Origin of the sequence: Pantoea sp. Z09 (assembly GCF_022394795.1) — a bacterium.
GTDB lineage: Bacteria > Pseudomonadota > Gammaproteobacteria > Enterobacterales > Enterobacteriaceae > Pantoea > Pantoea latae.
Map to the genome: position 1 here is coordinate 1,702,146 of NZ_CP092373.1, position 21,697 is coordinate 1,723,842.

Annotated in this window: 19 protein-coding genes; 14 read left to right on the forward strand and 5 right to left on the reverse strand. The window is 56.5% G+C overall.

Features of this window, described 5'->3' with window-relative positions; genetic code table 11:
* Nucleotides 1-132 precede the first annotated feature (132 nt).
* From galU to MC269_RS08145, 3 genes are read left to right on the forward strand one after another with little or no spacing between them, the layout of a single operon-like run.
* Nucleotides 133-1,041, forward strand: coding sequence for a UTP--glucose-1-phosphate uridylyltransferase GalU (galU, locus tag MC269_RS08135; protein ID WP_033746712.1), 909 nt, complete (start codon nucleotides 133-135; stop codon nucleotides 1,039-1,041).
* A 22-nt stretch (nucleotides 1,042-1,063) separates the two neighbouring features.
* Nucleotides 1,064-2,404: a UDP-glucose/GDP-mannose dehydrogenase family protein gene (locus MC269_RS08140; RefSeq protein WP_081138016.1), complete on the forward strand. Its 1,341-nt coding sequence runs from the start codon at nucleotides 1,064-1,066 to the stop codon at nucleotides 2,402-2,404.
* A gap of 14 nt (nucleotides 2,405-2,418) precedes the next feature.
* On the forward strand, nucleotides 2,419-3,426 hold the full coding sequence (locus tag MC269_RS08145) for an NAD-dependent epimerase (protein ID WP_239954777.1): 1,008 nt from the start codon (nucleotides 2,419-2,421) through the stop codon (nucleotides 3,424-3,426).
* Between the two features lie 84 nt (nucleotides 3,427-3,510).
* Here MC269_RS08145 and hns read toward each other — a convergent pair whose 3' ends face one another.
* On the reverse strand, nucleotides 3,511-3,918 hold the full coding sequence (gene hns / locus MC269_RS08150; RefSeq protein WP_081138020.1) for a histone-like nucleoid-structuring protein H-NS: 408 nt from the start codon (nucleotides 3,916-3,918) through the stop codon (nucleotides 3,511-3,513).
* Nucleotides 3,919-4,353: 435 nt separating this feature from the next.
* On the opposite strand from hns, the gene tdk reads away from it, so the two are divergent.
* A complete protein-coding gene (gene tdk / locus MC269_RS08155; protein WP_239954778.1) occupies nucleotides 4,354-4,971 on the forward strand; it encodes a thymidine kinase in 618 nt (205 codons plus the stop codon).
* Nucleotides 4,972-5,033: 62 nt separating this feature from the next.
* Here the strand turns inward: tdk and adhE are convergent, their stop codons facing one another.
* Nucleotides 5,034-7,712, reverse strand: a complete 2,679-nt coding sequence (gene adhE / locus MC269_RS08160) for a bifunctional acetaldehyde-CoA/alcohol dehydrogenase (RefSeq protein ID WP_239954779.1) — start codon at nucleotides 7,710-7,712, stop codon at nucleotides 5,034-5,036.
* A gap of 429 nt (nucleotides 7,713-8,141) precedes the next feature.
* Here adhE and MC269_RS08165 point away from each other — a divergent pair, with 429 nt between their 5' ends.
* The 7 genes from MC269_RS08165 (at nucleotide 8,142) to oppF (ending at nucleotide 16,717) form a co-directional block, all read left to right on the forward strand.
* The gene (locus tag MC269_RS08165; protein WP_081138227.1) at nucleotides 8,142-8,789 is read left to right on the forward strand and encodes a YchE family NAAT transporter; all 648 of its coding nucleotides are present in this window, start codon (nucleotides 8,142-8,144) and stop codon (nucleotides 8,787-8,789) included.
* Between the two features lie 565 nt (nucleotides 8,790-9,354).
* Nucleotides 9,355-10,971: an ABC transporter substrate-binding protein gene (locus MC269_RS08170; protein ID WP_239954780.1), complete on the forward strand. Its 1,617-nt coding sequence runs from the start codon at nucleotides 9,355-9,357 to the stop codon at nucleotides 10,969-10,971.
* A 148-nt stretch (nucleotides 10,972-11,119) separates the two neighbouring features.
* Complete coding sequence (gene oppA, locus MC269_RS08175; RefSeq protein WP_239954781.1) at nucleotides 11,120-12,757, forward strand: oligopeptide ABC transporter substrate-binding protein OppA; 1,638 nt, start codon at nucleotides 11,120-11,122, stop codon at nucleotides 12,755-12,757.
* A gap of 93 nt (nucleotides 12,758-12,850) precedes the next feature.
* Nucleotides 12,851-13,771, forward strand: a complete 921-nt coding sequence (oppB, locus tag MC269_RS08180; RefSeq protein WP_081138032.1) for an oligopeptide ABC transporter permease OppB — start codon at nucleotides 12,851-12,853, stop codon at nucleotides 13,769-13,771.
* 14 nt (nucleotides 13,772-13,785) lie between these two features.
* Nucleotides 13,786-14,694 carry an oligopeptide ABC transporter permease OppC gene (oppC, locus tag MC269_RS08185; protein ID WP_239954782.1) on the forward strand — a complete coding sequence of 303 codons (909 nt, stop codon included), beginning with the start codon at nucleotides 13,786-13,788 and terminating at the stop codon, nucleotides 14,692-14,694.
* 11 nt (nucleotides 14,695-14,705) lie between these two features.
* Nucleotides 14,706-15,719 carry an ABC transporter ATP-binding protein gene (locus tag MC269_RS08190; RefSeq protein WP_239954783.1) on the forward strand — a complete coding sequence of 338 codons (1,014 nt, stop codon included), beginning with the start codon at nucleotides 14,706-14,708 and terminating at the stop codon, nucleotides 15,717-15,719.
* Nucleotides 15,716-16,717: a murein tripeptide/oligopeptide ABC transporter ATP binding protein OppF gene (gene oppF, locus MC269_RS08195; RefSeq protein ID WP_239954784.1), complete on the forward strand. Its 1,002-nt coding sequence runs from the start codon at nucleotides 15,716-15,718 to the stop codon at nucleotides 16,715-16,717. Before MC269_RS08190 ends, oppF begins: the two co-directional genes overlap by 4 nt.
* Before the next feature lie 634 nt (nucleotides 16,718-17,351).
* On the opposite strand, the gene MC269_RS08200 is transcribed toward oppF, so the two are convergent.
* Both MC269_RS08200 and cls read right to left on the reverse strand, forming a co-directional pair.
* A complete protein-coding gene (locus MC269_RS08200; RefSeq protein WP_201789474.1) occupies nucleotides 17,352-17,681 on the reverse strand; it encodes an HI1450 family dsDNA-mimic protein in 330 nt (109 codons plus the stop codon).
* A gap of 39 nt (nucleotides 17,682-17,720) precedes the next feature.
* Nucleotides 17,721-19,181, reverse strand: a complete 1,461-nt coding sequence (gene cls, locus MC269_RS08205; protein ID WP_239954785.1) for a cardiolipin synthase — start codon at nucleotides 19,179-19,181, stop codon at nucleotides 17,721-17,723.
* A 161-nt stretch (nucleotides 19,182-19,342) separates the two neighbouring features.
* Here cls and MC269_RS08210 point away from each other — a divergent pair, with 161 nt between their 5' ends.
* Entirely contained in the window at nucleotides 19,343-19,516 is a 174-nt protein-coding gene (locus MC269_RS08210) for a YciY family protein (RefSeq protein WP_094078491.1), read from the forward strand.
* A 28-nt stretch (nucleotides 19,517-19,544) separates the two neighbouring features.
* Here the strand turns inward: MC269_RS08210 and MC269_RS08215 are convergent, their stop codons facing one another.
* The gene (locus MC269_RS08215) at nucleotides 19,545-19,715 is read right to left on the reverse strand and encodes a hypothetical protein (RefSeq protein ID WP_239954786.1); all 171 of its coding nucleotides are present in this window, start codon (nucleotides 19,713-19,715) and stop codon (nucleotides 19,545-19,547) included.
* A gap of 855 nt (nucleotides 19,716-20,570) precedes the next feature.
* Between MC269_RS08215 and MC269_RS08220 the strand changes: the two genes are divergently transcribed.
* Both MC269_RS08220 and MC269_RS08225 read left to right on the forward strand, forming a co-directional pair.
* Nucleotides 20,571-21,104, forward strand: coding sequence for a fimbrial protein (locus MC269_RS08220; RefSeq protein ID WP_239954787.1), 534 nt, complete (start codon nucleotides 20,571-20,573; stop codon nucleotides 21,102-21,104).
* Nucleotides 21,105-21,158: 54 nt separating this feature from the next.
* A complete protein-coding gene (locus MC269_RS08225) occupies nucleotides 21,159-21,659 on the forward strand; it encodes a fimbrial protein (RefSeq protein ID WP_239954788.1) in 501 nt (166 codons plus the stop codon).
* Nucleotides 21,660-21,697: the final 38 nt, after the last annotated feature.

Sequence of the window (21,697 nt, forward strand, 5' to 3'; positions counted from 1 at the left end):
GTAATAGTCTTAAATTCTGCGGATTGACTCCTTCCAGGATAAATCCGTTCGATGGTAACTGATATACTCATTTCCGAATTTCAACCGACATATCAAGTATTAACTTGAACGGCCTATAAGAGAGGTATCTTGATGTCTGCCTATAAGTCCAAAGTAAAAAAAGCGGTAATCCCAGTAGCAGGTTTGGGCACGCGTATGCTGCCTGCCACTAAAGCGATTCCGAAAGAGATGTTACCCCTGGTTGATAAGCCGTTAATTCAGTATGTCGTTAACGAGTGCATCGCAGCAGGAATTAACGAAATTGTGCTGGTTACGCACTCTTCTAAAAACTCCATTGAAAACCACTTCGATACCAGTTTCGAGCTGGAAGCGATGCTGGAAAAACGCGTGAAGCGTCAGCTGCTGGATGAAATCCAGTCTATCTGTCCGCCGCACGTCACCATCATGCAGGTGCGTCAGGGCATCGCAAAAGGTCTGGGCCATGCCGTTATGTGCGCGCATCCGCTGATTGGCGACGAGCCAGTTGCGGTGATCCTGCCGGACGTGATCATCGACGAATATGAATCCAACCCGACCAAAGACAACCTGGCGGAAATGCTGAGCCGTTTCGACGAGTCAGGCCGCAGCCAGATCATGGTTGAGCCGGTCGCGGACGTGACCGCCTACGGCGTGGTCGACTGCCAGGGCGCAGAGCTGCAGCCGGGCGACAGCGCGCCGATGGTGGGCGTGGTTGAGAAGCCGAAAGCCACTGAAGCGCCGTCCAACCTTGCGGTTGTGGGTCGCTACGTGCTCTCTGCGGACATCTGGCCGCTGCTGGCAAAAACCCCTCCGGGCGCAGGCGGCGAAGTTCAGCTGACCGACTCAATCGCCATGCTGATGGAGAAAGAGACGGTAGAAGCTTACCACCTGAAAGGTGTAAGCCATGACTGCGGTAACAAACTCGGTTATATGCAGGCATTTGTTGAGTACGGTGTTCGCCATCCGGTGCTGGGCAAAGATTTTTCTCAGTGGCTCGATAGCGCAGTTGGCAATAAAAAGTAATTCATAAACACAGGATAACTCAATGAAAGTCACTGTATTTGGTATCGGCTATGTCGGTCTGGTTCAGGCTGCGGTGTTGGCCGAAGTCGGACATGACGTTCTCTGCATTGATGTCGACGCAAAAAAAGTCGAAAACCTGAAAAAAGGCATCATCCCCATTTTCGAACCCGGCCTGACGCCGCTGGTGATGTCGAACTATGAGGCGGGTCGTCTCAAGTTCAGCACCGATGCGGAAGAGGGCGTAAATCACGGCGTTATGCAGTTTATCGCCGTGGGTACGCCGCCGGATGAGGACGGTTCGGCTGACCTTAAATATGTGACCGCCGTTGCTCGTACCATTGCGCAGCACATGCAGGATCACAAGGTGGTGCTCGATAAATCCACGGTTCCGGTGGGAACGGCGGATAAAGTGCGTCGCGTAATGGAAGAGACCCTGCGCGATCGCGGCGTCGAGCTGACCTTTGACGTGGTATCCAACCCGGAATTCCTGAAGGAAGGCGCCGCCGTTAACGACTGCATGCGTCCTGAGCGCATCGTGGTGGGTACCGACAACGACGAAGTCGAAGAGCTGTTGCGTGAGCTGTATGAGCCATTCAACCGCAACCACGATCGTATGATCGTGATGGATATCCGCAGCGCGGAGCTGACCAAGTACGCGGCAAACTGCATGCTGGCGACCAAAATCAGCTTCATGAATGAGATTTCCAACCTCGCCGAGCGCCTGGGTGCGGACGTCGAGAAAGTGCGTCAGGGCATTGGCTCCGATTCACGTATCGGCTACCACTTTATCTATCCGGGCTGCGGCTACGGCGGCTCCTGCTTCCCGAAAGACGTGCAGGCGCTGATCCGTACCGCCGAGTCGATTGGCTATAAACCGCGCCTGCTGCAGGCGGTGGAAGACGTCAACGACAGCCAGAAAACCAAGCTGCCTGCTTTTATCAAGCGCCATTTCGGCGACGATCTGAGCGGGAAAACCTTCGCCCTGTGGGGGCTGTCGTTCAAGCCGAACACCGACGATATGCGTGAAGCCTCCAGCCGTGTCCTGATGGAAACGCTGTGGGAAGCAGGCGCAAGCGTTCAGGCGTTCGACCCGGAAGCGATGGACGAAGCGCAGCGCATCTATGGCCACCGCAGCGATCTGAAGCTGATGGGCACCAAAGAAGCGGCGCTGCAGGGCGCGGATGGCCTGGTGATCTGTACGGAGTGGCAAAACTTCCGTGCGCCGGACTTCGACGTGATTAAAAATTCCCTGAAACAACCCGTGATTTTTGATGGGCGCAACCTGTATGATCCAGAGCGTATCAGCAAGCGCGGTTTCGTTTATTATGCAATCGGCCGCGGAGCGTCTATTCAAATTGCGTAATTAACGAGGGAATTATGAACATTCTGGTAACCGGTGCCGCAGGCTTTATTGGATTTCACGTCACTCAACGCCTGTTGGCCGCCGGTCACCAGATTGTCGGCATCGATAATCTGAATGACTATTATGATGTCAGCCTGAAACAATCCCGTCTGGATTTAATCGCGCAGCACCCTGGCTTCACCTTTATTAAAATGGAGCTGGCGGATCGCGCCGCCATTGCTTCGCTTTTCGACAAATACGCTTTTCAACGCGTCATTCATCTGGGCGCGCAGGCTGGCGTACGCTATTCCATCGACAACCCGCACGCGTATGCAGACGCAAACCTTATCGGTCATTTAAATATTCTCGAAGGGTGTCGACACCATAAAATCGAACATCTGCTCTACGCTTCCTCCAGCTCGGTTTACGGCCTGAACCGCAAGATGCCGTTTTCTACCGACGACAGCGTCGATCATCCGGTATCGCTCTATGCGGCGACCAAAAAAGCCAATGAGCTGATGTCGCATACCTATTCTCATCTTTATCAGCTGCCGACCACCGGGCTGCGTTTTTTTACCGTTTACGGCCCCTGGGGACGTCCGGATATGGCGCTGTTTAAATTTACCCGCGCGATGATCGCCGGTGAAGCCATCGACGTCTATAACCGCGGCGAAATGAAGCGCGACTTTACCTATATTGATGATATCGCCGAGGCGATTGTTCGTTTGCAGGATGTTATTCCGCAAAAAGATGAAAACTGGACGGTTGAAACCGGCTCGCCGGCCACCAGTTCTGCGCCTTATCGCGTATATAACATCGGCAACAGTCAGCCGCTGAGCCTGATAAAATATATCGAGGCCATTGAAAAAGCGCTCGGCGTCACCGCCCGCAAGAATTTGTTGCCGATGCAGCCTGGCGACGTGCTGGAAACCAGCGCGGATACCGCGGCGTTATATCAGGCAATTGGCTTTAAACCGCACACCAGCGTCGAAGAGGGCGTGAAACGCTTCGTTAACTGGTATCGCGAGTTTTATAAGGTCTGATAAAAGAGAGCCTGAGCTCCCTTTCTTAGATGATGTGCGGGCCACATAACGCATGTGGCCCAAATGAGAGAAGCCTACCCGTTATTACAGTAAAAAGTCGTCCAGCTGTTTGCCTTCTTCTTCCATTGCTTTTTTGATGACGGCTGGCGTACGGCCCTGACCGGTCCAGGTGCGGGTATCGCCATTCTCATCGACATACTGATATTTAGCTGGACGCGCTGCGCGTTTTGTTTTACCCGGTGCTTTGGTTTCAGTAATTGCGCTTAACAGCTCATTGGGATCGATTCCATCCGCCAGCAGCATTTCTCTGTATTGCTCAAGCTTACGCGTGCGTTCTTCGCTTTCTGCTTTAGCATGCGTCTCTTCTTCGCGGCGTTCATTAACCACGACCTCGAGTTTTTCCAGCATTTCTTCCAGCGTTTCCAGTGAACACTCTCGAGCCTGTGCGCGTAATGTACGGATATTATTAAGAATTTTTAGTGCTTCGCTCATTGTCCTGATCTCTGAATATATTAATGAAGAGGTGTTCTGCCAGCTAATAATAGTGGCGGCTAAAAATTACTGCAATAGTAAAATAAAGACAACGTGAAAGATTGATAATTAAACTTCGCGTCGTGCTTTAATCAAAACAAACGATAATGTGGTTGATATTCACGCCTCAGCACTTTATGAAGAATCCGAAACGTTAAAATCAGGTCAGCGAGCAATGCCAGCAGGCAGAAGGATGAGCTGTGTGCGGCGCTGAACATTTTTACAATACTTCCTGCCGCTAATGTTTAAACCGTGGCAAACAGACGAAGCGGTTTTTTTTATCCCTCGCTGGCGAAGTTGTAAACAGCCTGTAGACGATAAACGCCGCCATAATTTGGCTTTAACTGTGATAGAATTCCGCGCATTCGGTTTGCAATGCTTTGAGAAATCACGCTAATGGCTCAGCTCTATTTTTATTATTCCGCAATGAATGCAGGGAAATCCACCGCGTTATTACAGTCTTCTTACAATTATCAGGAACGCGGCATGAGAACCCTGGTCTACACCGCGGAGATCGACGATCGTTTCGGCGCGGGTAAAGTCAGCTCGCGCATTGGCCTCTCTTCGCCGGCGGCGCTGTTCAACGCGCAGACGCGACTGGATGAGGAGATCGCGAGCGAGCACGCCCGCGAGCCGGTTCATTGCGTGCTGGTCGACGAGTGTCAGTTTTTGACGCGCGACCAGGTCAAGGCGCTTTCTGACGTGGTGGATAATCTCGATATTCCCGTGCTCTGCTACGGGCTGCGCACCGACTTTCGCGGCGAGCTTTTCGTCGGCAGCCAGTATCTGCTCGCCTGGGCCGACAAGCTGGTGGAGTTGAAAACCGTCTGCCACTGCGGGCGTAAAGCGGGCATGGTGCTGCGACTCGACGCACAGGGTCGCCCCTTCAGCGAAGGGGAACAGGTGGTGATTGGCGGCAATGAGCGCTACATCTCGGTGTGCCGCAAGCACTATAAGCAGGCGATCGAGCAAGGCTCGCTGGCGGCGATATACGGCCAGCAGAAACCCCTCTGACGCCGCCAGCTTAAGCGCATAAAAAAACCCGCCGAGGCGGGTTTTTTCTTAAGCGCGAGGTATCAGGCTTTTTTCGCTTTTTTCACCTCTTTTACCGGCTGCGCCGCAAGCGCCTGGGCGGTATCGGCGAAGGGTTCAACATATTCGCGGCCGTAGAAGGTGTCGAGCATAATCTGTTTCAGCTCGGCGATCAGCGGGTAGCGCGGGTTGGCGCCGGTGCACTGGTCGTCGAAGGCGTCCTCGGCCAGCTTATCGACTTTTGCCAGGAAGTCCGCTTCCTGCACCCCGGCTTCGCGGATGGAGGTGGGGATACCCAGTTGCGTTTTCATCTCATCCAGCCACGCCAGCAGCTTCTCGATTTTCTGCGCGGTGCGGTCGCCAGGCGCCGACAGGCCCAGGTGATCTGCCACTTCCGCGTAGCGACGACGCGCCTGCGGGCGGTCATACTGGCTGAAGGCGGTCTGTTTGGTCGGGTTATCGTTGGCGTTGTAGCGGATAACGTTGCCAATCAGCAGGGCGTTCGCCAGACCGTGCGGGATATGGAACTCAGAGCCCAGCTTGTGCGCCATAGAGTGACACACCCCAAGGAAGGCGTTGGCGAAGGCGATACCGGCAATGGTTGCCGCGTTGTGCACGCGTTCGCGCGCCACCGGATTTTTTGCGCCGTCGCGATAGCTGGCCGGCAGGTTCTCTTTCAGCAGCTTCAGCGCCTGCAGCGCCTGGCCGTCGGAATATTCATTAGCCAGCACGGAGACGTAGGCTTCCAGCGCGTGGGTCACTGCATCCAGACCGCCGAAGGCGCAGAGCGAACGCGGCATATCCATCACCAGGTTAGCGTCGACAATCGCCATATCCGGCGTCAGCGCGTAGTCAGCCAGCGGATATTTCTGTCCGGTGGCGTCGTCGGTCACCACCGCGAACGGCGTCACTTCTGAACCGGTGCCTGAGGTGGTAGTGACAGCAATCATGCGCGCCTTCACGCCCATTTTCGGGAATTTATAGATACGTTTGCGGATATCCATAAAGCGCAGCGCCAGCTCTTCAAAGTGGGTTTCCGGATGCTCATACATCACCCACATGATTTTCGCCGCGTCCATCGGGGAACCGCCGCCGAGCGCGATGATGACGTCAGGTTTAAAGCTGTTCATCTGCTCAGCGCCTTTGCGCACAATGCTCAGGGTCGGATCCGCTTCAACCTCGAAGAAGACTTCTGTTTCGATGCCGTGGGATTTCAGCACGCGGGTGACCTGGTCGGCATAGCCGTTGTTGAACAGGAAGCGGTCGGTCACGATAAAGGCGCGTTTTGCACCATCGCTGGCGACCTCCTCCAGCGCAATCGGCAGCGAGCCGCGGCGGAAGTAGATAGATTTGGGAAGTTTATGCCACAACATGTTTTCTGCTCGCTTGGCCACGGTTTTCTTATTGATAAGGTGTTTGGGTCCCACGTTTTCAGAGATGGAGTTGCCGCCCCATGAACCGCAGCCCAGCGTCAGCGACGGTGCCAGTTTGAAGTTGTACAGGTCACCGATACCGCCCTGCGAGGCAGGGGTGTTGATCAGAATACGCGCGGTTTTCATGCGGTCGCCGAAGTAGTTGACGCGTGCCTTCTGGTTATCCTGATCGGTATAGAGACAGGAGGTATGGCCGATACCGCCCATCGCCACCAGTTTCTCCGCTTTCGCCACGGCGTCTTCGAAATCTTTGGCGCGGTACATGGCCAGCGTCGGGGAGAGTTTTTCATGGGCGAAAGGCTCGGATTCATCCACCAGCTTCACTTCGCCAATCAGGATCTTGGTGCTGGGCGGCACGCTGATGCCTGCCATTTCGGCGATTTTGAACGCGGGCTGACCAACAATGGCAGCGTTAAGCGCGCCGTTTTTCAAAATCACGTTCTGCACCGCCTTCAGCTCATCGCCCTGCAGCAGATAGCCGCCGTGGCTGGCGAAGCGTTCGCGCACCGTGTCGTAGATAGAGTCGACCACGATAACAGACTGCTCCGAGGCGCAAATTACACCGTTGTCGAAGGTTTTGGACATCAGAATCGAGGCGACGGCGCGTTTGATATCCGCGGTCTCGTCGATCACCACCGGCGTGTTGCCTGCGCCGACGCCGATGGCCGGTTTACCTGAGCTGTAGGCGGCTTTCACCATGCCGGGTCCGCCGGTCGCGAGGATCAGGTTGATATCGGGGTGATGCATCAGCTGATTCGAGAGCTCGACAGACGGCGCGTCGATCCAGCCGATGATATCTTTTGGTGCGCCAGCGGCGATGGCGGCCTGCAGCACGATATCCGCCGCTTTATTGGTTGCTTCTTTGGCGCGCGGATGCGGCGAGAAGATAATGCCGTTACGGGTTTTCAGGCTGATTAAGGCTTTGAAAATCGCGGTGGAGGTCGGGTTGGTGGTCGGTACAATACCGCAGATCAGGCCAATCGGCTCGGCGATAGTGATGGTGCCAAAGGTGTCGTCGGTTGCGAGCACGCCGCAGGTTTTTTCATCCTTATAGGCGTTGTAAATATATTCTGAGGCAAAGTGGTTTTTAATAACTTTATCTTCGACGATACCCATGCCAGATTCGGCGACCGCCATTTTGGCGAGAGGGATACGGGCATCGGCAGCGGCGAGGGCGGCAGCGCGGAAGATAGCGTCAACCTGTTCTTGAGTGAAGTTGGCGTATTCACGCTGTGCTTGTTTTACGCGTTCGACCAGTGCGTTAAGTTCAGCGACATTAGTTACGGCCATGGTGCTCTCCTGAAGGAAGTTAAACTCTGTTAGTAAACCTGCCTGGAGCCATGATTATAGTCACGCAGCGCTATTATGTTGGCTTAAGCCAAAAAGCCAGCATTTCTGTTGGTTTACTGAAAGAGTTTCCGCACGCGGGTGAAAACGTTGCCGATCGCTTTCGATGGGAAAAGATTACCTGGAATGAGGTAGAGGAATATTGATGCAGATCAATTTAATCCCAAGCTGACACCATTCAGCAGGGGTTTTTGCTCTTTTTCGCCTGCCAGAGGGGCCTGCCGTTTTTTCGCCTGCTTACGCGGCTCAGCCCGGCATGGCAAACTCTCTTTACCCGCGTTACGCAGCAGAATTTTCTGTTCCACTGACTGGTTAACCGGCCAGTTTTTGCGTAAATTAGGCGCGATTTCATTTCCCTCATCGGAGCGAACCGTGAACCCTGCTTTGCTTGATCTGTCTGGCTATATCAAATTCTTTGTGGGCCTGTTCGCGCTGGTGAATCCAGTCGGCATCATCCCGGTTTTTATCAGCATGACCAGCTATCAGGCGGTGGCTGAACGCAATAAAACCAATATGACCGCCAACCTTGCGGTCGCTATTATTCTCTGGACCTCACTGTTTCTCGGCGACGCCATTCTGCATATCTTCGGCATCTCCATTGACTCATTCCGTATTGCGGGCGGCATTCTGGTGGTGACCATCGCCATGTCGATGATCAGCGGCAAGCTGGGCGAGGATAAGCAAAACAAACAGGAGAAGTCAGAAACCGCCATCAGGGAGAGTATTGGCGTGGTGCCCCTCGCGCTGCCGCTGATGGCCGGCCCCGGCGCCATCAGTTCGACCATTGTCTGGAGCACCCGCTATCACAGCTGGCAAAACCTGCTGGGCTTCAGCGTGGCGATTGCGCTGTTCGCCTTTTGCTGCTGGCTGTTGTTTCGCGCCGCGCCGCTAATGGTGCGCGTGCTGGGTCAGACCGGCATCAACGTCATCACCCGTATTATGGGCCTGCTGCTGATGGCGCTGGGCATCGAATTTGTCGTCACTGGCATTAAGGCGCTGTTTCCCGGCCTGGTTAACTAGCGCTTAATTTCCGCCGCAAATGCTCATCTGCCTTTAATTGGTGCAATTATTCGTTTTATTGCACCTTTTTAAGGCAATTATTCTTAGGTCTTAACAGGCATCAAAAATTATTAAACAAATTACTGCGCTAAACCGCTCCCCGCGTGACCGCTTCCTCCGCTGTGATTATTCTCACACCATAAAATTTCAGCCCAGCGAAAAATATCGCCATAAACTGGCATGAAATCTGCAATTACCTGCTTTTTGTTTTCGCAAAGAAGAAAAAAACAGAAGGGTTGCGCATACCGCCTGTCGAAAGCGAGATAAAGAGCCAGTTCTGACGGATAAAGCCGTAAAATCGAGCATAAACAGGGTGATAAGCGTTATTTTTGCGCAAAAATTAACGCTACCTTACTTCTGGCAGACGTGATAAAAGAGAATCAGGTAACATTTTTGTTATTTTTACTTTGTCGGCGGAGCAGACGTTCTGCTAATTTTCGGCGCATTAGTTTTTCATTTGGTCTCAAAGTGAGAACGCTTCTTGCTTATGAGCTAAAGGGCTTATGAAGAAGGGTTAACTTTTTTGATGAAATGGAAGATGACGCCGCTGTCGCTCAGCGTAATGATCCTGACCGGCGCGGCGACCGCCGCGACCGTACCGCCAGGCACTGAACTCGCCGCCACGCAACATATCGTGATTAATAACGGCACCGAAGTCTCCTCCCTCGATCCACAAAAAATTGAAGGGGTGCCGGAGTCGCGCATTATTTCCAACCTGCTGGAAGGACTGGTCACCACCGACAACCACGGCGCGATCGTGCCGGGCGTGGCGCAGAGCTGGCAAAACGAGGGCGGCAAAGTCTGGACCTTCACTCTGCGCGACAACGCGAAATGGAGCGACGGCACGCCGGTCACCGCGCACGATTTTGTCTACAGCTGGCGACGTCTCGCCGATCCCAAAACCGCTTCGCCCTATGCCAGCTATCTTCAGGCGGCGCATCTCAGCAATGTGGATGCTATCCTGGCCGGCAAAGCCGCGCCTGACCGCCTCGGTATTCAGGCGCTCGACGATCGTCATCTGCAGGTGACGCTGAGCGAGCCGGTGCCATACTTTGTCTCGATGCTGGCCAACGCCGCGCTCTCGCCGGTCAAGGCGGCGACGGTAGAAAAGTGGGGTGACGGCTGGACGCGTCCCGAGCACTTTGTCGGCAACGGCGCCTATCTGCTCAGCGACTGGGTGATTAACGAGAAGATTGTGCTGAAGCGCAATCCCGCCTACTGGGATAACGCCCACACGGTGATTGAGCAGGGCACCTTTTTGCCGATCGAGTCGGACCATAACGATGTCAACCGCTACCGCAGCGGCAACACCGATATGACCAACAGCGTGGTGCCGCCCGAGCTGTTCCACAAGCTGCAAAGCGAACTGGGCGATGAGGTAAAAGTCAGCCCGCTGCTCTGTACTTTTTACTATGAAATCAATAATAAAAAACCGCCGTTCAACGATGCACGTGTACGCACCGCTATCAAGCTGACGCTGGACCGCGACATCATTACGCAGAAAATCATGGGGCAGGGCCAAATCCCCGCCTATAGCCTGACGCCGCCTTCGACGGCGGGCATCTCGCTGACGCCGCCGGCCTGGTTCCGCTGGAGCCAGGCGGAGCGCAACGCGGCGGCGAAAAAGCTGCTGGCCGAGGCGGGCTACGACGCGCAGCATCCGCTGCGTTTTACGCTGCTCTACAACACCTCGGATCAAAACAAGAAGCAGGCGATCGCCGCCGCCTCGATGTGGCAAAAGAATCTTGGTGCGCAGGTCAGCCTGCAAAATCAGGAGTGGAAAACCCTGCTGGAGACGCGGCATCAGGCGCAGTACGACGTGGTGCGTGCCACCTGGTGCGCCGACTACAACGAACCGTCGACGTTCCTGAATATGCTGATCGGTAACGCCTCTATCAACACCGCGTTTTACCACAGCGACCACTACGACCGCCTGCTGGCGCAGACCTTGTCCGCCAGCAGCGAGGCGGCGCGCGCCGCACTCTATCAACAGGCTGAAGCACAACTCGACAACGACTCGGCGATTGTGCCAGTTTATTACCGCGTCAGCGTGCGGCTGGTGAAACCCTGGACAGGCGGTTTTACCGGCAAAGACCCGCTCGATATGACCGATCTGAAGTATTACTTCATTAAAAAGCACTGAGGCTGACCCGACAACATAAGTCAGGCAGCTGGCAGTGCTGACGCCTTTCGGGGCAGACAGCTATCCTCAGCCAAAATGAGGAACCCGCTAACGGGGGACGCCGACGCGGCTTGCCGCGTCGGTGAAGATAAAAAACTGGAGTGTAATAATGAACCACATCACGAAAAAAAGCCTGATTGCTGCAGGCGTTCTGGCAGCAATGGGCGCACTGGCAGGGAATGCACTGGCGGCAACGGTTCCGGCAGGAGTTGAACTGGCGGCGAAACAGGAGCTGGTGCGCGGCAACGGCGATGAAGTCCAGTCGCTGGATCCGCATAAAATCGAGGGCGTGCCGGAAGATAACGTGACGCGCGATCTCTATGAAGGGCTGCTGGTCAGCGACAGCGACGGCCATCCGGTGGCTGGCGTGGCGGAGAAATGGGAAAACAAAGACTTTAAAGTCTGGACCTTCCATCTGCGCAGCAACGCCAAATGGTCGAACGGCGAGCCGGTGACCGCGCAGGACTTCGTCTACAGCTGGCAGCGTCTGGCCGATCCGAAAACTGCCTCGCCGTACGCCAGCTATCTGCAGTATGGTCATATTGAAAACGTCGACGACATTATCGCCGGCAAAAAACCGACCTCGGATCTGGGCGTCAAAGCGCTGGACGACCACACCCTGCAGGTGACCCTGAGCGAGCCGGTTCCCTATTTCTACAAGCTGCTGATCAACTCCGTGATGTCTCCGGTCTATAAGCCGGCGATTGAAAAATTCGGCGATCAGTGGACGCAGGCGCAGAACTGGGTCGGCAACGGCGCGTTCAAGCTGGAAGCGCACGTTATCAACGAACGTATTACCCTGGTGCGCAACCCGCAGTACTGGGACAACGAACACACCGTGCTGAACAAGGTGACCTTCCTGCCGATCAACTCTGAAGTGAGCGACGTTAACCGCTACTTCTCGGAAAACGGCAGTGACATGACCTACAACAACATGCCGATCGAGCTGTTCAAAAAGCTGCAGCGTGAAAACGGCAAAGAGCTGCATGTCGATCCCTACCTCTGCACCTACTACTACGAAATCAACAACCAGAAAGCGCCGTTTACCGATCCGCGCGTGCGCGCCGCGCTCAAGCTGGGCCTGGACCGCGATATCATCGTGAACAAAGTGCTGGCGCAGGGTCAGCTGCCGGCCTACAGCTACACGCCGCCGGCCACTGACGGCATGGATATTCTGCCGCCGGACTGGTTCAAATGGTCGCAGGACAAGCGTAACGAAGAGGCGAAGAAACTGCTGGCGGAAGCGGGCTACACCGCCGACAAGCCGCTGACTTTCAACCTGCTCTACAACACCTCCGATCTGCATAAAAAGCTGGCAATCGCCGCGTCTTCGATCTGGAAGAAAAATATCGGCGTCAACATCAAGCTGGAGAACCAGGAGTGGAAAACCTTCCTGGATACGCGTCATCAGGGCAACTTCGACGTGGCGCGCGCCGCCTGGTGCGCCGACTACAACGAGCCGACCTCGTTCCTGAACACCATGCTCTCCGACAGCAGCAACAACACGTCGCACTATAAGAGCGCCGAGTTCGACAAAGTGATCCACGATGCGATCAAGGCGGCAGACGACAAGGCGCGCGCGGCGGATTATGCCAAAGCAGAGCAGATTATGGATAAGGACAGCACCATCGTGCCGGTTTACTACTACGTGAACGCGCGCCTGGTGAAACCTTATGTCGGCGGCTACACCGGTAAAGATCCGCTGGATAAAACGCTCGATAAGAACTTCTATATTATCAAACACTAATAGCAAACAGGCTATCGGCAAAGGCGACGCACGACGCGTCGCCTTTATGTACTTTGTACGCTTTGTGAAGCAATAAGCCTGGTAGGTACGGCAATGTTAAAATTTATCCTGCGTCGACTGCTCGAAGCGATCCCGACGCTCTTCGTGCTCATCACCATCTCCTTCTTTATGATGCGCCTCGCGCCCGGCAGCCCCTTTACCGGCGAACGCACGCTGGCGCCGGAAGTGATGGCGAACATCGAAGCGAAATACCATCTGAACGATCCCATCGGCAAGCAGTATCTGGATTACCTGATCCAGCTGGCGCACGGCGATTTCGGGCCCTCGTTTAAATATAAAGACTACACGGTGAACTACCTGGTCTCTCACGCCTTTCCGGTCTCCGCTAAACTGGGCCTCGCCGCCTTTGTGCTGGCGGTGATCCTCGGCGTCACGGCGGGCGTCATCGCGGCGCTGAAGCAGAACAGCCTGTGGGATTACGCGGTGATGGGGGTCGCCATGACCGGCGTGGTGATACCCAGCTTTGTGGTGGCGCCGCTGCTGGTGCTGCTCTTTGCCATCACCCTGAAATGGCTGCCCGGCGGCGGCTGGAACGGCGGGCAGCTGCGCTATATGGTGCTGCCGATGGTGGCGCTCTCGCTCGCCTATATCGCCAGCATCGCGCGTATTACTCGCGGCTCGATGATCGAGGTGATGCACTCCAACTTTATCCGCACCGCGCGCGCCAAAGGGCTGCCGCTGCGCCGCATCGTGCTGCGCCATGCGCTTAAGCCTGCGCTGCTGCCGGTGCTCTCTTACCTCGGTCCCGCCTTTGTCGGCATCATTACCGGATCGATGGTGATTGAGTCGATTTACGGCCTGCCGGGCATCGGCCAGCTGTTCGTCAACGGCGCGCTGAACCGCGACTACTCGCTGGTGATGAGCCTGACCATTCTGGTCGGGGTGCTGACCATTATTTTCAACGCGATCGTCGACGTGCTCTACGCCGTCATCGATCCGAAGATCCGTTACTAACGCTGGAGCTGGCGATGATGTTGAGTAAGAAAAACAGCGAAGCGCTTGACGCCTTCAGCGAAAAGCTGGAGGTAGAAGGACGTAGCCTGTGGCAGGATGCGCGACGCCGTTTTATCCATAACCGCGCCGCGTTGATCAGCCTGCTGGTGCTGGTGCTGATTACGCTATTTGTGATTTTCGCCCCGATGTTCGCGCAGTTTAGCTATGACGATACCGACTGGGGCATGATGTCCGCCGCGCCGGACACCACCTCAGGCCACTGGTTCGGCACCGACTCGTCGGGGCGCGATCTGCTGGTGCGCGTCGCCATCGGCGGGCGTATTTCCCTGATGGTCGGCATCGCCTCGGCGCTGATCGCGGTGCTGGTCGGCACGCTGTACGGCTCGCTCGCTGGTTATCTCGGCGGCAAAACCGACTCGGTGATGATGCGTATCCTGGAGATCCTGAACTCCTTCCCGTTTATGTTCTTCGTGATCCTGCTGGTGACCTTTTTCGGCCGTAATATTCTGCTGATCTTCGCCGCCATCGGCATGGTGTCGTGGCTCGACATGGCGCGTATCGTGCGCGGCCAGACGCTGGGCCTGAAGCGCAAAGAGTTTATCGAAGCGGCGCACGTCGGCGGCGTCTCTACCGTTAACATCGTGCTGCGCCATATCGTACCGAACGTGCTGGGCGTGGTGGTGGTGTACGCCTCGCTGCTGGTGCCGAGCATGATCCTGTTCGAATCCTTTTTGAGCTTCCTCGGCCTCGGCACCCAGGAGCCGCTCAGCAGCTGGGGCGCGCTGCTCAGCGACGGCGCCAACTCGATGGAAGTGTCGCCGTGGCTGCTGCTGTTTCCAGCCGGTTTTCTGGTGGTGACGCTGTTCTGTTTCAACTTTATCGGCGATGGCCTGCGTGACGCCCTCGATCCGAAAGATCGCTAAGGAGTTTCCCGATGACTATTCATGAATTTCAGCCAGCAATGGCTGCCCGCGCGGGAAGCGACCTGTTACTGGAAGTAAAAGACCTGCGCGTCACCTTCCAGACCCATGACGGCGACGTCACGGCGGTCAATGACCTGAACTTTTCGCTGCGCGCCGGCGAAACCCTGGGCATCGTCGGCGAGTCGGGTTCCGGCAAGTCGCAGACGGCGTTCGCCCTGATGGGCCTGCTGGCGAAAAACGGCCGCATCGGCGGCACGGCGCTGTTTAACGGCAAAGAGATCCTCAACCTGCCGGAAAAAGCGCTCAACAGGCTGCGCGCCGAGCAGATTGCGATGATCTTCCAGGACCCGATGACCTCGCTTAATCCCTATATGCGCGTCGGCGACCAGCTGATGGAGGTGCTGAAGCTGCACAAGGGGATGAGCGGCGCGCAGGCGTTCGAAGAGTCGGTGCGCATGCTCGACGCGGTGAAAATGCCGGAAGCGCGCAAGCGTATGAAGATGTTCCCGCACGAGTTTTCCGGCGGGATGCGTCAGCGCGTGATGATCGCCATGGCGCTGCTCTGCCGGCCGAAGCTGCTGATCGCCGATGAGCCAACCACGGCGCTCGACGTCACCGTGCAGGCGCAGATCATGACGCTGCTCAACGAGCTGAAGCGCGAGTTCAACACCGCGATTATTATGATCACCCACGATCTCGGCGTGGTGGCGGGCATCTGCGACAAGGTGCTGGTGATGTACGCCGGCCGCACCATGGAGTATGGCCGCGCGCGCGACGTCTTCTATCAGCCGGCGCATCCTTACTCCATCGGCCTGCTGAGCGCGGTGCCGCGCCTGGACGCCGAAGGAGAGAGCCTGACCACCATTCCCGGCAACCCGCCGAACCTGCTGCGCCTGCCGCAGGGCTGTCCGTTCCAGCCGCGCTGTCCGCATGCGATGGAAATCTGCACCCAATTGCCGCCGCTGCTGCCGTTCGGCGAAGGGCGCCTGCGCGCCTGCTTTAAGCCGGTGGAGGAGTTAGTATGAGTACCGTCGCTGAGAAAAAAGTGCTGCTGGAGATCGCCGATCTCAAGGTGCATTTCGACATTAAAGATGGCCGCCAGTGGTTCTGGCAGCCGCCGAAATCGCTGAAGGCGGTGGACGGCGTCAGCCTGCGCCTCTACGAAGGCGAAACCTTAGGCGTGGTCGGCGAGTCCGGCTGCGGCAAATCAACGCTGGCGCGCGCTATCATTGGCCTGGTGAAGGCCACCGACGGGCGCGTCGCCTGGCTGGGGCGCGATCTGCTGGGCCAGAGCGAAGAGGAGTGGCGCAAGGCGCGCAGCGATATCCAGATGATCTTCCAGGATCCGCTGGCCTCGCTCAACCCGCGCATGACCATCGGCGATATTATCGCCGAGCCGCTGCGTACCTATCATCCGAAGATGGCGCGTCAGGAAGTGAAAGATCGCGTCAAAAATATGATGATGAAGGTCGGGCTGCTGCCAAACCTGATCAACCGCTATCCGCACGAGTTCTCCGGCGGCCAGTGCCAGCGTATCGGCATTGCGCGCGCGCTGATCCTTGAGCCGAAGCTGATTATCTGTGACGAGCCGGTTTCGGCGCTCGACGTCTCGATTCAGGCGCAGGTGGTGAATCTGCTGCAGCAGCTGCAGCGCGAGATGGGGCTGTCGCTGATCTTTATCGCCCACGATCTGGCGGTGGTGAAGCATATCTCCGACCGCGTGCTGGTGATGTACCTCGGCCATGCGGTGGAGCTGGGCACCTATGACGCGGTCTATAACAATCCGCAGCACCCTTACACCCGCGCGCTGATGTCGGCGGTGCCGATCCCCGATCCCGATCTGGAGAAGAACAAGCAGATCCAGCTGCTGGAAGGGGAGCTGCCGTCGCCGATCAATCCGCCGTCAGGCTGCGTGTTCCGCACCCGCTGCCCGATTGCCGGGCCGGAGTGCGCCAAAACCCGGCCGCTGCTGGAAGGGAGCTTCCGCCATGCGGTCTCCTGTTTGAAGGTGGATCCGCTGTAAATAAAAACGCCGGGCAGTTACCCGTAATGCTTGTCAGTTAAGCATGTGATGATAACGCAGTCTGGTGCCGCTCAGGGGCTGGCGGTCCTCGCGCCGCTGACGCGGTCCCTTCACGTCATTCGTCTGCCTGACGGACCGGTGGGGATGGAACATCCCTGTTCCAGCCCCACCTTTCGCCCGCATCCCTGCGGGCTCTCCTGGCAGACTCACTCTGTTCAGCGCTGCGAAATGCCCGCCCCAGAGCGGCCCCAGCCTGCTGGCCAGCTTCCGTGCGAGCTGTTGCAAAGGGCACTCTGTCTGAAGCCACTGCGCCTCCTCTGCTGTAGAGGGCTATTCGCAGCGCTGAGGCGGAGACGTTGTGCCAGGAGCCGGTCGCAGGGATGCGACAGGCAGTTCGGGTAGGCCTGGATGGCCGTACCCGAACGGTCCGGCTGGCACGACGTTGCAGCCGAAGGCACCGCGAAGCGGCGCGAGGACGGCCCGGCAGCAGAGGAGGTGCCGTGGCCCGCACCAGCATGCTCACACGTATATAAGAAAAGGCCGCTATTTTATGAAAATAGCGGCCTTTTCTGAAAATGACTTTAACAGACAAGCATTACAGGCAGTTGCCCGGCGCTTCTTTTATGCGTATGGCTTACTCGCGCCAGAGAATATGGCACAGCTTGTGGTCTTTCTCGCGGCACAGCAGCACGCGCGCAAAGACATCGGTAATCGGCTCGCCGTCCGCCTCGCCCAGACCAATCACCACTTCGGAGAAAAAGTCGGGATTGAGATCGAAGTCGACATGCTCTTTCCAGTCTTCCGACGGATCGAACAGCTCGGCGCCACCGCGCTCCTCAAACTGCAGGTTGAAAAGAATGATATCCGCCGGATCGAGGTTATCGCCTGCCAGCTCAAGAAAAATATCGTAAGCCTGCTCCAGCGTTTCATCTTCAGTAAGGCGATTGTTTAAATCCATCATCAGTCCCGTCTGCCCTCAGGCGCGTTGCAATTTCCGCTCGTTTTACAGTAAAGGGCTAAAGAAGTAAAACAGTCGTTCAACGATGCGCTGCCACCAGGCACGTTTTGTCCAGCGTTTCGCGTCCAGCAGGCGCGAGCGCGCGATATAGTCATCCTGCACGCAGGCGAGGTCGCTGCCGAAGCCGGCGTCGTCCACCACCAGCGTGATCTCGAAATTGAGCCACAGGCTGCGCATATCGAGATTGACCGTACCGACCAGGCTCAGCTGCCCGTCCACCAGCACGCTCTTGGTGTGCAGCAAACCATCTTCGAACTGGTAGATCCTCACGCCCGCCTCCAGCAGCTCGCTGAAAAAGGCGCGGCTCGCCCAGCCCACCAGCAGCGAATCGTTGTGGCGCGGCACGATTATGCTGACCTCGACGCCGCGCAGCGCCGCCGTGCAGATGGCGTGCAGCAGATCGTCGCTCGGCACGAAGTAGGGCGTGGTCATGATCAGCTGCTCGCGCGCCGAATAGACAGCGGTCAGCAGCGCCTGATGGATCATATCTTCCGGAAAGCCGGGGCCGGAGGCGATAACCTGCACCGTATGGCCGCTCTCGCGCTCGAACGGCATAATATTGCCGTCGGGCGGCGGCGGCAGAATGCGCTTGCCGGTTTCGATCTCCCAGTCGCAGCTGTAGACGATGCCCATGGTGGTCGCCACCGGACCCTCCATGCGCGCCATCAGATCGATCCACTGACCGACGCCCGCATCCTGTTTAAAGTAGCGCGGATCCACCAGGTTCATGCTGCCGGTGTAGGCGATATAGTTATCAATCAGCACCACTTTGCGGTGCTGACGCAGATCCATGCGGCGCAGAAACACACGCAGCAGGCTCACCTGCAGCGCTTCGACCACGTCGATGCCGGCGTTGCGCATCATGCCGACCCAGGGACTGCGAAAAAAGGTGACGCTGCCGGCCGAGTCGAGCATCAGGCGACAGTGCACGCCGCGCCGCGACGCCGCCATCAGCGACTCGGCGACCTCGTCCGCCAGCCCGCCGGGATGCCAGATATAGAACACCATCTCGATATTGTGGCGCGCCAGCTGAATATCGCGGATCAGCGCCTGCATCACGTCGTCCGAACTGGTAAGCAGCTGCAGCTGGTTGCCTTTTACCCCGGCGATGCCCTGGCGGTTCTCACAAAGCTGAAACAGCGAGCGCGCCACGTCGCTGTGTTCGGTGGCGAAGATATGGCTGCGCTGTCTGAGATCGCTCAGCCACTTTGCCGTGGCGGGCCACATGGTGCGCGCGCGCTCCGCGCGGCGCTTGCCCAGATGCAGCTCGCCAAAGGAGAGGTAGGCGATGATGCCCACCAGCGGAATAATATAGATGATCAGCAGCCAGGCCATCGCGGAGGTCACCGTGCGTCGCTTCATCAGAATACGCAGCGTAACGCCGGCAATCAGCAGCCAGTAACCGAACAGCAGCAACCAGCTGATTAACGTATAAAAGGTGGTCATTAAGTGGACATCCCGTTCGCGCTTGGTCAGAGAAGTTTACGTGCTGTCAGGCGACAGCGAAACCCCAAATCGCCGCCGGGGTTCGATAAGAAATCCGAGTTGGCATTGGCGTGAAGATGTTTATAATGCGGCCGCGTGATGTCGAAGCCGGAGAGAGAGTGATGAAAAAAAGCAGAAATGAAGTGGCTCGCTGGAGAATGTTGCGTCAGGCGCATCGCCGCCGCGCCCGCTGGCTGGAAGGGCAGTCGCGTCGCTACAGCCGCATCCACGCCATTCGCCATCAGCTGGCGCAGCAGCAGCGCCGTTCGATTCTCTTTATCACGCAGAATATCTGAGAAGAGCCGCCGCCAGGGCGGCTTTTTTTTATCTTTTTAACACCAGCACCACATTCACTATCTGCGCCGCCGCCGCCAGTACGATCAGCATCACAATGATCTGCTTTTTACTTTTCCAGCCGTGACGGCGCCAGATCAGCAGCGCGCTCGCAATCAACCCCATCACCAGCGCCAGCAGCGCCAGAATCACAATCTGCATCTTTTTTCTCCTCGGGTGCTTCTCGTCCTGTTACGCCTGTGGCCAGGTCGGCGCGCGATAATACCCTGTCCGCCTGCAACTGCGAAGTCAATCCCTCTGATTAAGGCATTACATTTTTCGCGCCTGGCTGCGGCGAAGCAGGTTAGCGCTTTATAAGCAGAGATCAGGTCAACGAAATAAAAGAACGCAGTAAAAAGGCGTCTCCAGCTGCTTATTTAGACGCAAAAGTTAAACCCTGTCTAAACGCTATTCTGTCGTTATCAATCCGGCAATATGCAAACAGAAATGCTTTTATAAACGCTATTTAAATAGCCATCAGGTTGTCGTTATGTCGTAACCGTGCAGCAGCGATTTTTGTTCCTGATGTGTGGTTATTTTGTGTGTTTAATTCAACCTTAACTCCAGTTTTGGAATGTTTAATATGTTGATATTTATATAAATTTGACCGGCATCGAACATTTCCTTCACTTTTCGGGGATTGCGAAAATAACTTGATAGCCAGCGCCGATTAAATTTCGATTTCAGTCTGTATTTCTCGCCGTTGATCGGTTTCCAGTAAATCTATATTAATACGCCACACGAAACCGGGTCCTGGTCAAAAAGAGACTTTTTATAAGCAAGTCCCGATTTGGTTAAGATCAATTTCATCGTGTGAAAAACAGGGATTTGGCAACAGCCAGCGCAATGATTGCGTTTCTGGTTGAGGGCTTTCTTCGCCTTTAAAACAGGATTAAGGGCTGCCGAAACCCAGGGTGGAGTGGCTGCACACAGCGTTAACCCACCTTTTCTGCGGCCGTTAACGCCGCAAACCGTTCTGCATCAATAACGATGCGCGTACAACCTGATGGAGTCATCATGAAATTCAATAAAGTAGCCGTTTTACTGGGAATGGGTCTGGCAATGGCCGCGGGCAGCGCCATGGCGGGCACCGATACCGCAACCGACAGCACCCACGTCTATTTCGACGGCAGCATCACCAACGCGCCTTGCTCGCTGACGCCTGATTCAAAAGATCAGCACGTGGCGATGGGCAGCATCGCCGCTCACCTGCTGAAAGATGGCGGCACCTCCGATGCACATCCGTTCCACTTCGATCTGACCAACTGCGACACCGCCACGATGAAAACCGTGACAGTGACCTTTGGCGGCGCGGCGGATCCGAACGACAGCTCACTGCTTTCTCTGGGCAGCGGCCAGGCGTCTGGCGCAGGCATCGCGATCCTGGCCGACGGCAAAACCGTCACCCTGGGCAAAGCGACCGCCGCACAGAACCTGAGCGACGGCGACAACACCCTGACCTTCGCCGCGCAGCTGAAAGGCGACGGCGCTTCAGCGGTGACGCCGGGCGACTTCAGCGCGGTATCTGACGTGACCTTTACCTATCAGTAAGAGTCGGCCCCAGGCCTGCCTGGTGGCAGGCCTGCTTTTTCAGCGAGGTGCGATATGTCAGGAGCGTTAATCAACATCACTGCGGCGTTAGGCCTGACTCTGCTCTGCGCGACGGCCGCCGTCGCCGCCGGCAAAAATCACGAGGCCACCCGTGTGTTTATGGAAGGCAACATTCTGGATTCTCCCTGTTCCATTGGGTCTGACAGCGCCAGCCAGAGCATCCGCCTGGGCGGCAGCCATAAGGCCTTCAGCATCCAGCTCAGGGATTGCGACGTCGAGCACCATGACGCGCGTCTGCCGGACTGGCGACAATTTATCGCCACCTTTGACGGCGACGCGGACGACGATGTCACCGTACGCGACGCGCAGCAGGGCATGGCGCTCGCCGTGACTGATGTTAAAGGTCGCGTTGCTCAGGCGGATGTGCCGCTGGCACCGGATGAGCTGACCCACGGCAATCACACGCTGCACTTCAGGTTGCAACCTTCGACCCATCGGCTGAACGAGAAGGTCGCTGCGCGTTCGGTGCTTCATTTCAGGCTCAACTATTTCTGACGCTGGCCTGAACGGATAACGGCAAACAAAAGACGAAA

Coding starts and splice junctions, on each gene's coding strand:
- galU (WP_033746712.1), top strand. CDS start 133: ATGTCTGCCTATAAGTCCAAAGTAAAAAAAGCGGTAATCCCAGTAGCA.
- MC269_RS08140 (WP_081138016.1), top strand. CDS start 1,064: ATGAAAGTCACTGTATTTGGTATCGGCTATGTCGGTCTGGTTCAGGCT.
- MC269_RS08145 (WP_239954777.1), top strand. CDS start 2,419: ATGAACATTCTGGTAACCGGTGCCGCAGGCTTTATTGGATTTCACGTC.
- hns (WP_081138020.1), bottom strand. CDS start 3,918: ATGAGCGAAGCACTAAAAATTCTTAATAATATCCGTACATTACGCGCA.
- tdk (WP_239954778.1), top strand. CDS start 4,354: ATGGCTCAGCTCTATTTTTATTATTCCGCAATGAATGCAGGGAAATCC.
- adhE (WP_239954779.1), bottom strand. CDS start 7,712: ATGGCCGTAACTAATGTCGCTGAACTTAACGCACTGGTCGAACGCGTA.
- MC269_RS08170 (WP_239954780.1), top strand. CDS start 9,355: ATGAAATGGAAGATGACGCCGCTGTCGCTCAGCGTAATGATCCTGACC.
- oppA (WP_239954781.1), top strand. CDS start 11,120: ATGAACCACATCACGAAAAAAAGCCTGATTGCTGCAGGCGTTCTGGCA.
- oppB (WP_081138032.1), top strand. CDS start 12,851: ATGTTAAAATTTATCCTGCGTCGACTGCTCGAAGCGATCCCGACGCTC.
- oppC (WP_239954782.1), top strand. CDS start 13,786: ATGATGTTGAGTAAGAAAAACAGCGAAGCGCTTGACGCCTTCAGCGAA.
- MC269_RS08190 (WP_239954783.1), top strand. CDS start 14,706: ATGACTATTCATGAATTTCAGCCAGCAATGGCTGCCCGCGCGGGAAGC.
- oppF (WP_239954784.1), top strand. CDS start 15,716: ATGAGTACCGTCGCTGAGAAAAAAGTGCTGCTGGAGATCGCCGATCTC.
- cls (WP_239954785.1), bottom strand. CDS start 19,181: ATGACCACCTTTTATACGTTAATCAGCTGGTTGCTGCTGTTCGGTTAC.
- MC269_RS08210 (WP_094078491.1), top strand. CDS start 19,343: ATGAAAAAAAGCAGAAATGAAGTGGCTCGCTGGAGAATGTTGCGTCAG.
- MC269_RS08215 (WP_239954786.1), bottom strand. CDS start 19,715: ATGCAGATTGTGATTCTGGCGCTGCTGGCGCTGGTGATGGGGTTGATT.
- MC269_RS08220 (WP_239954787.1), top strand. CDS start 20,571: ATGAAATTCAATAAAGTAGCCGTTTTACTGGGAATGGGTCTGGCAATG.
- MC269_RS08225 (WP_239954788.1), top strand. CDS start 21,159: ATGTCAGGAGCGTTAATCAACATCACTGCGGCGTTAGGCCTGACTCTG.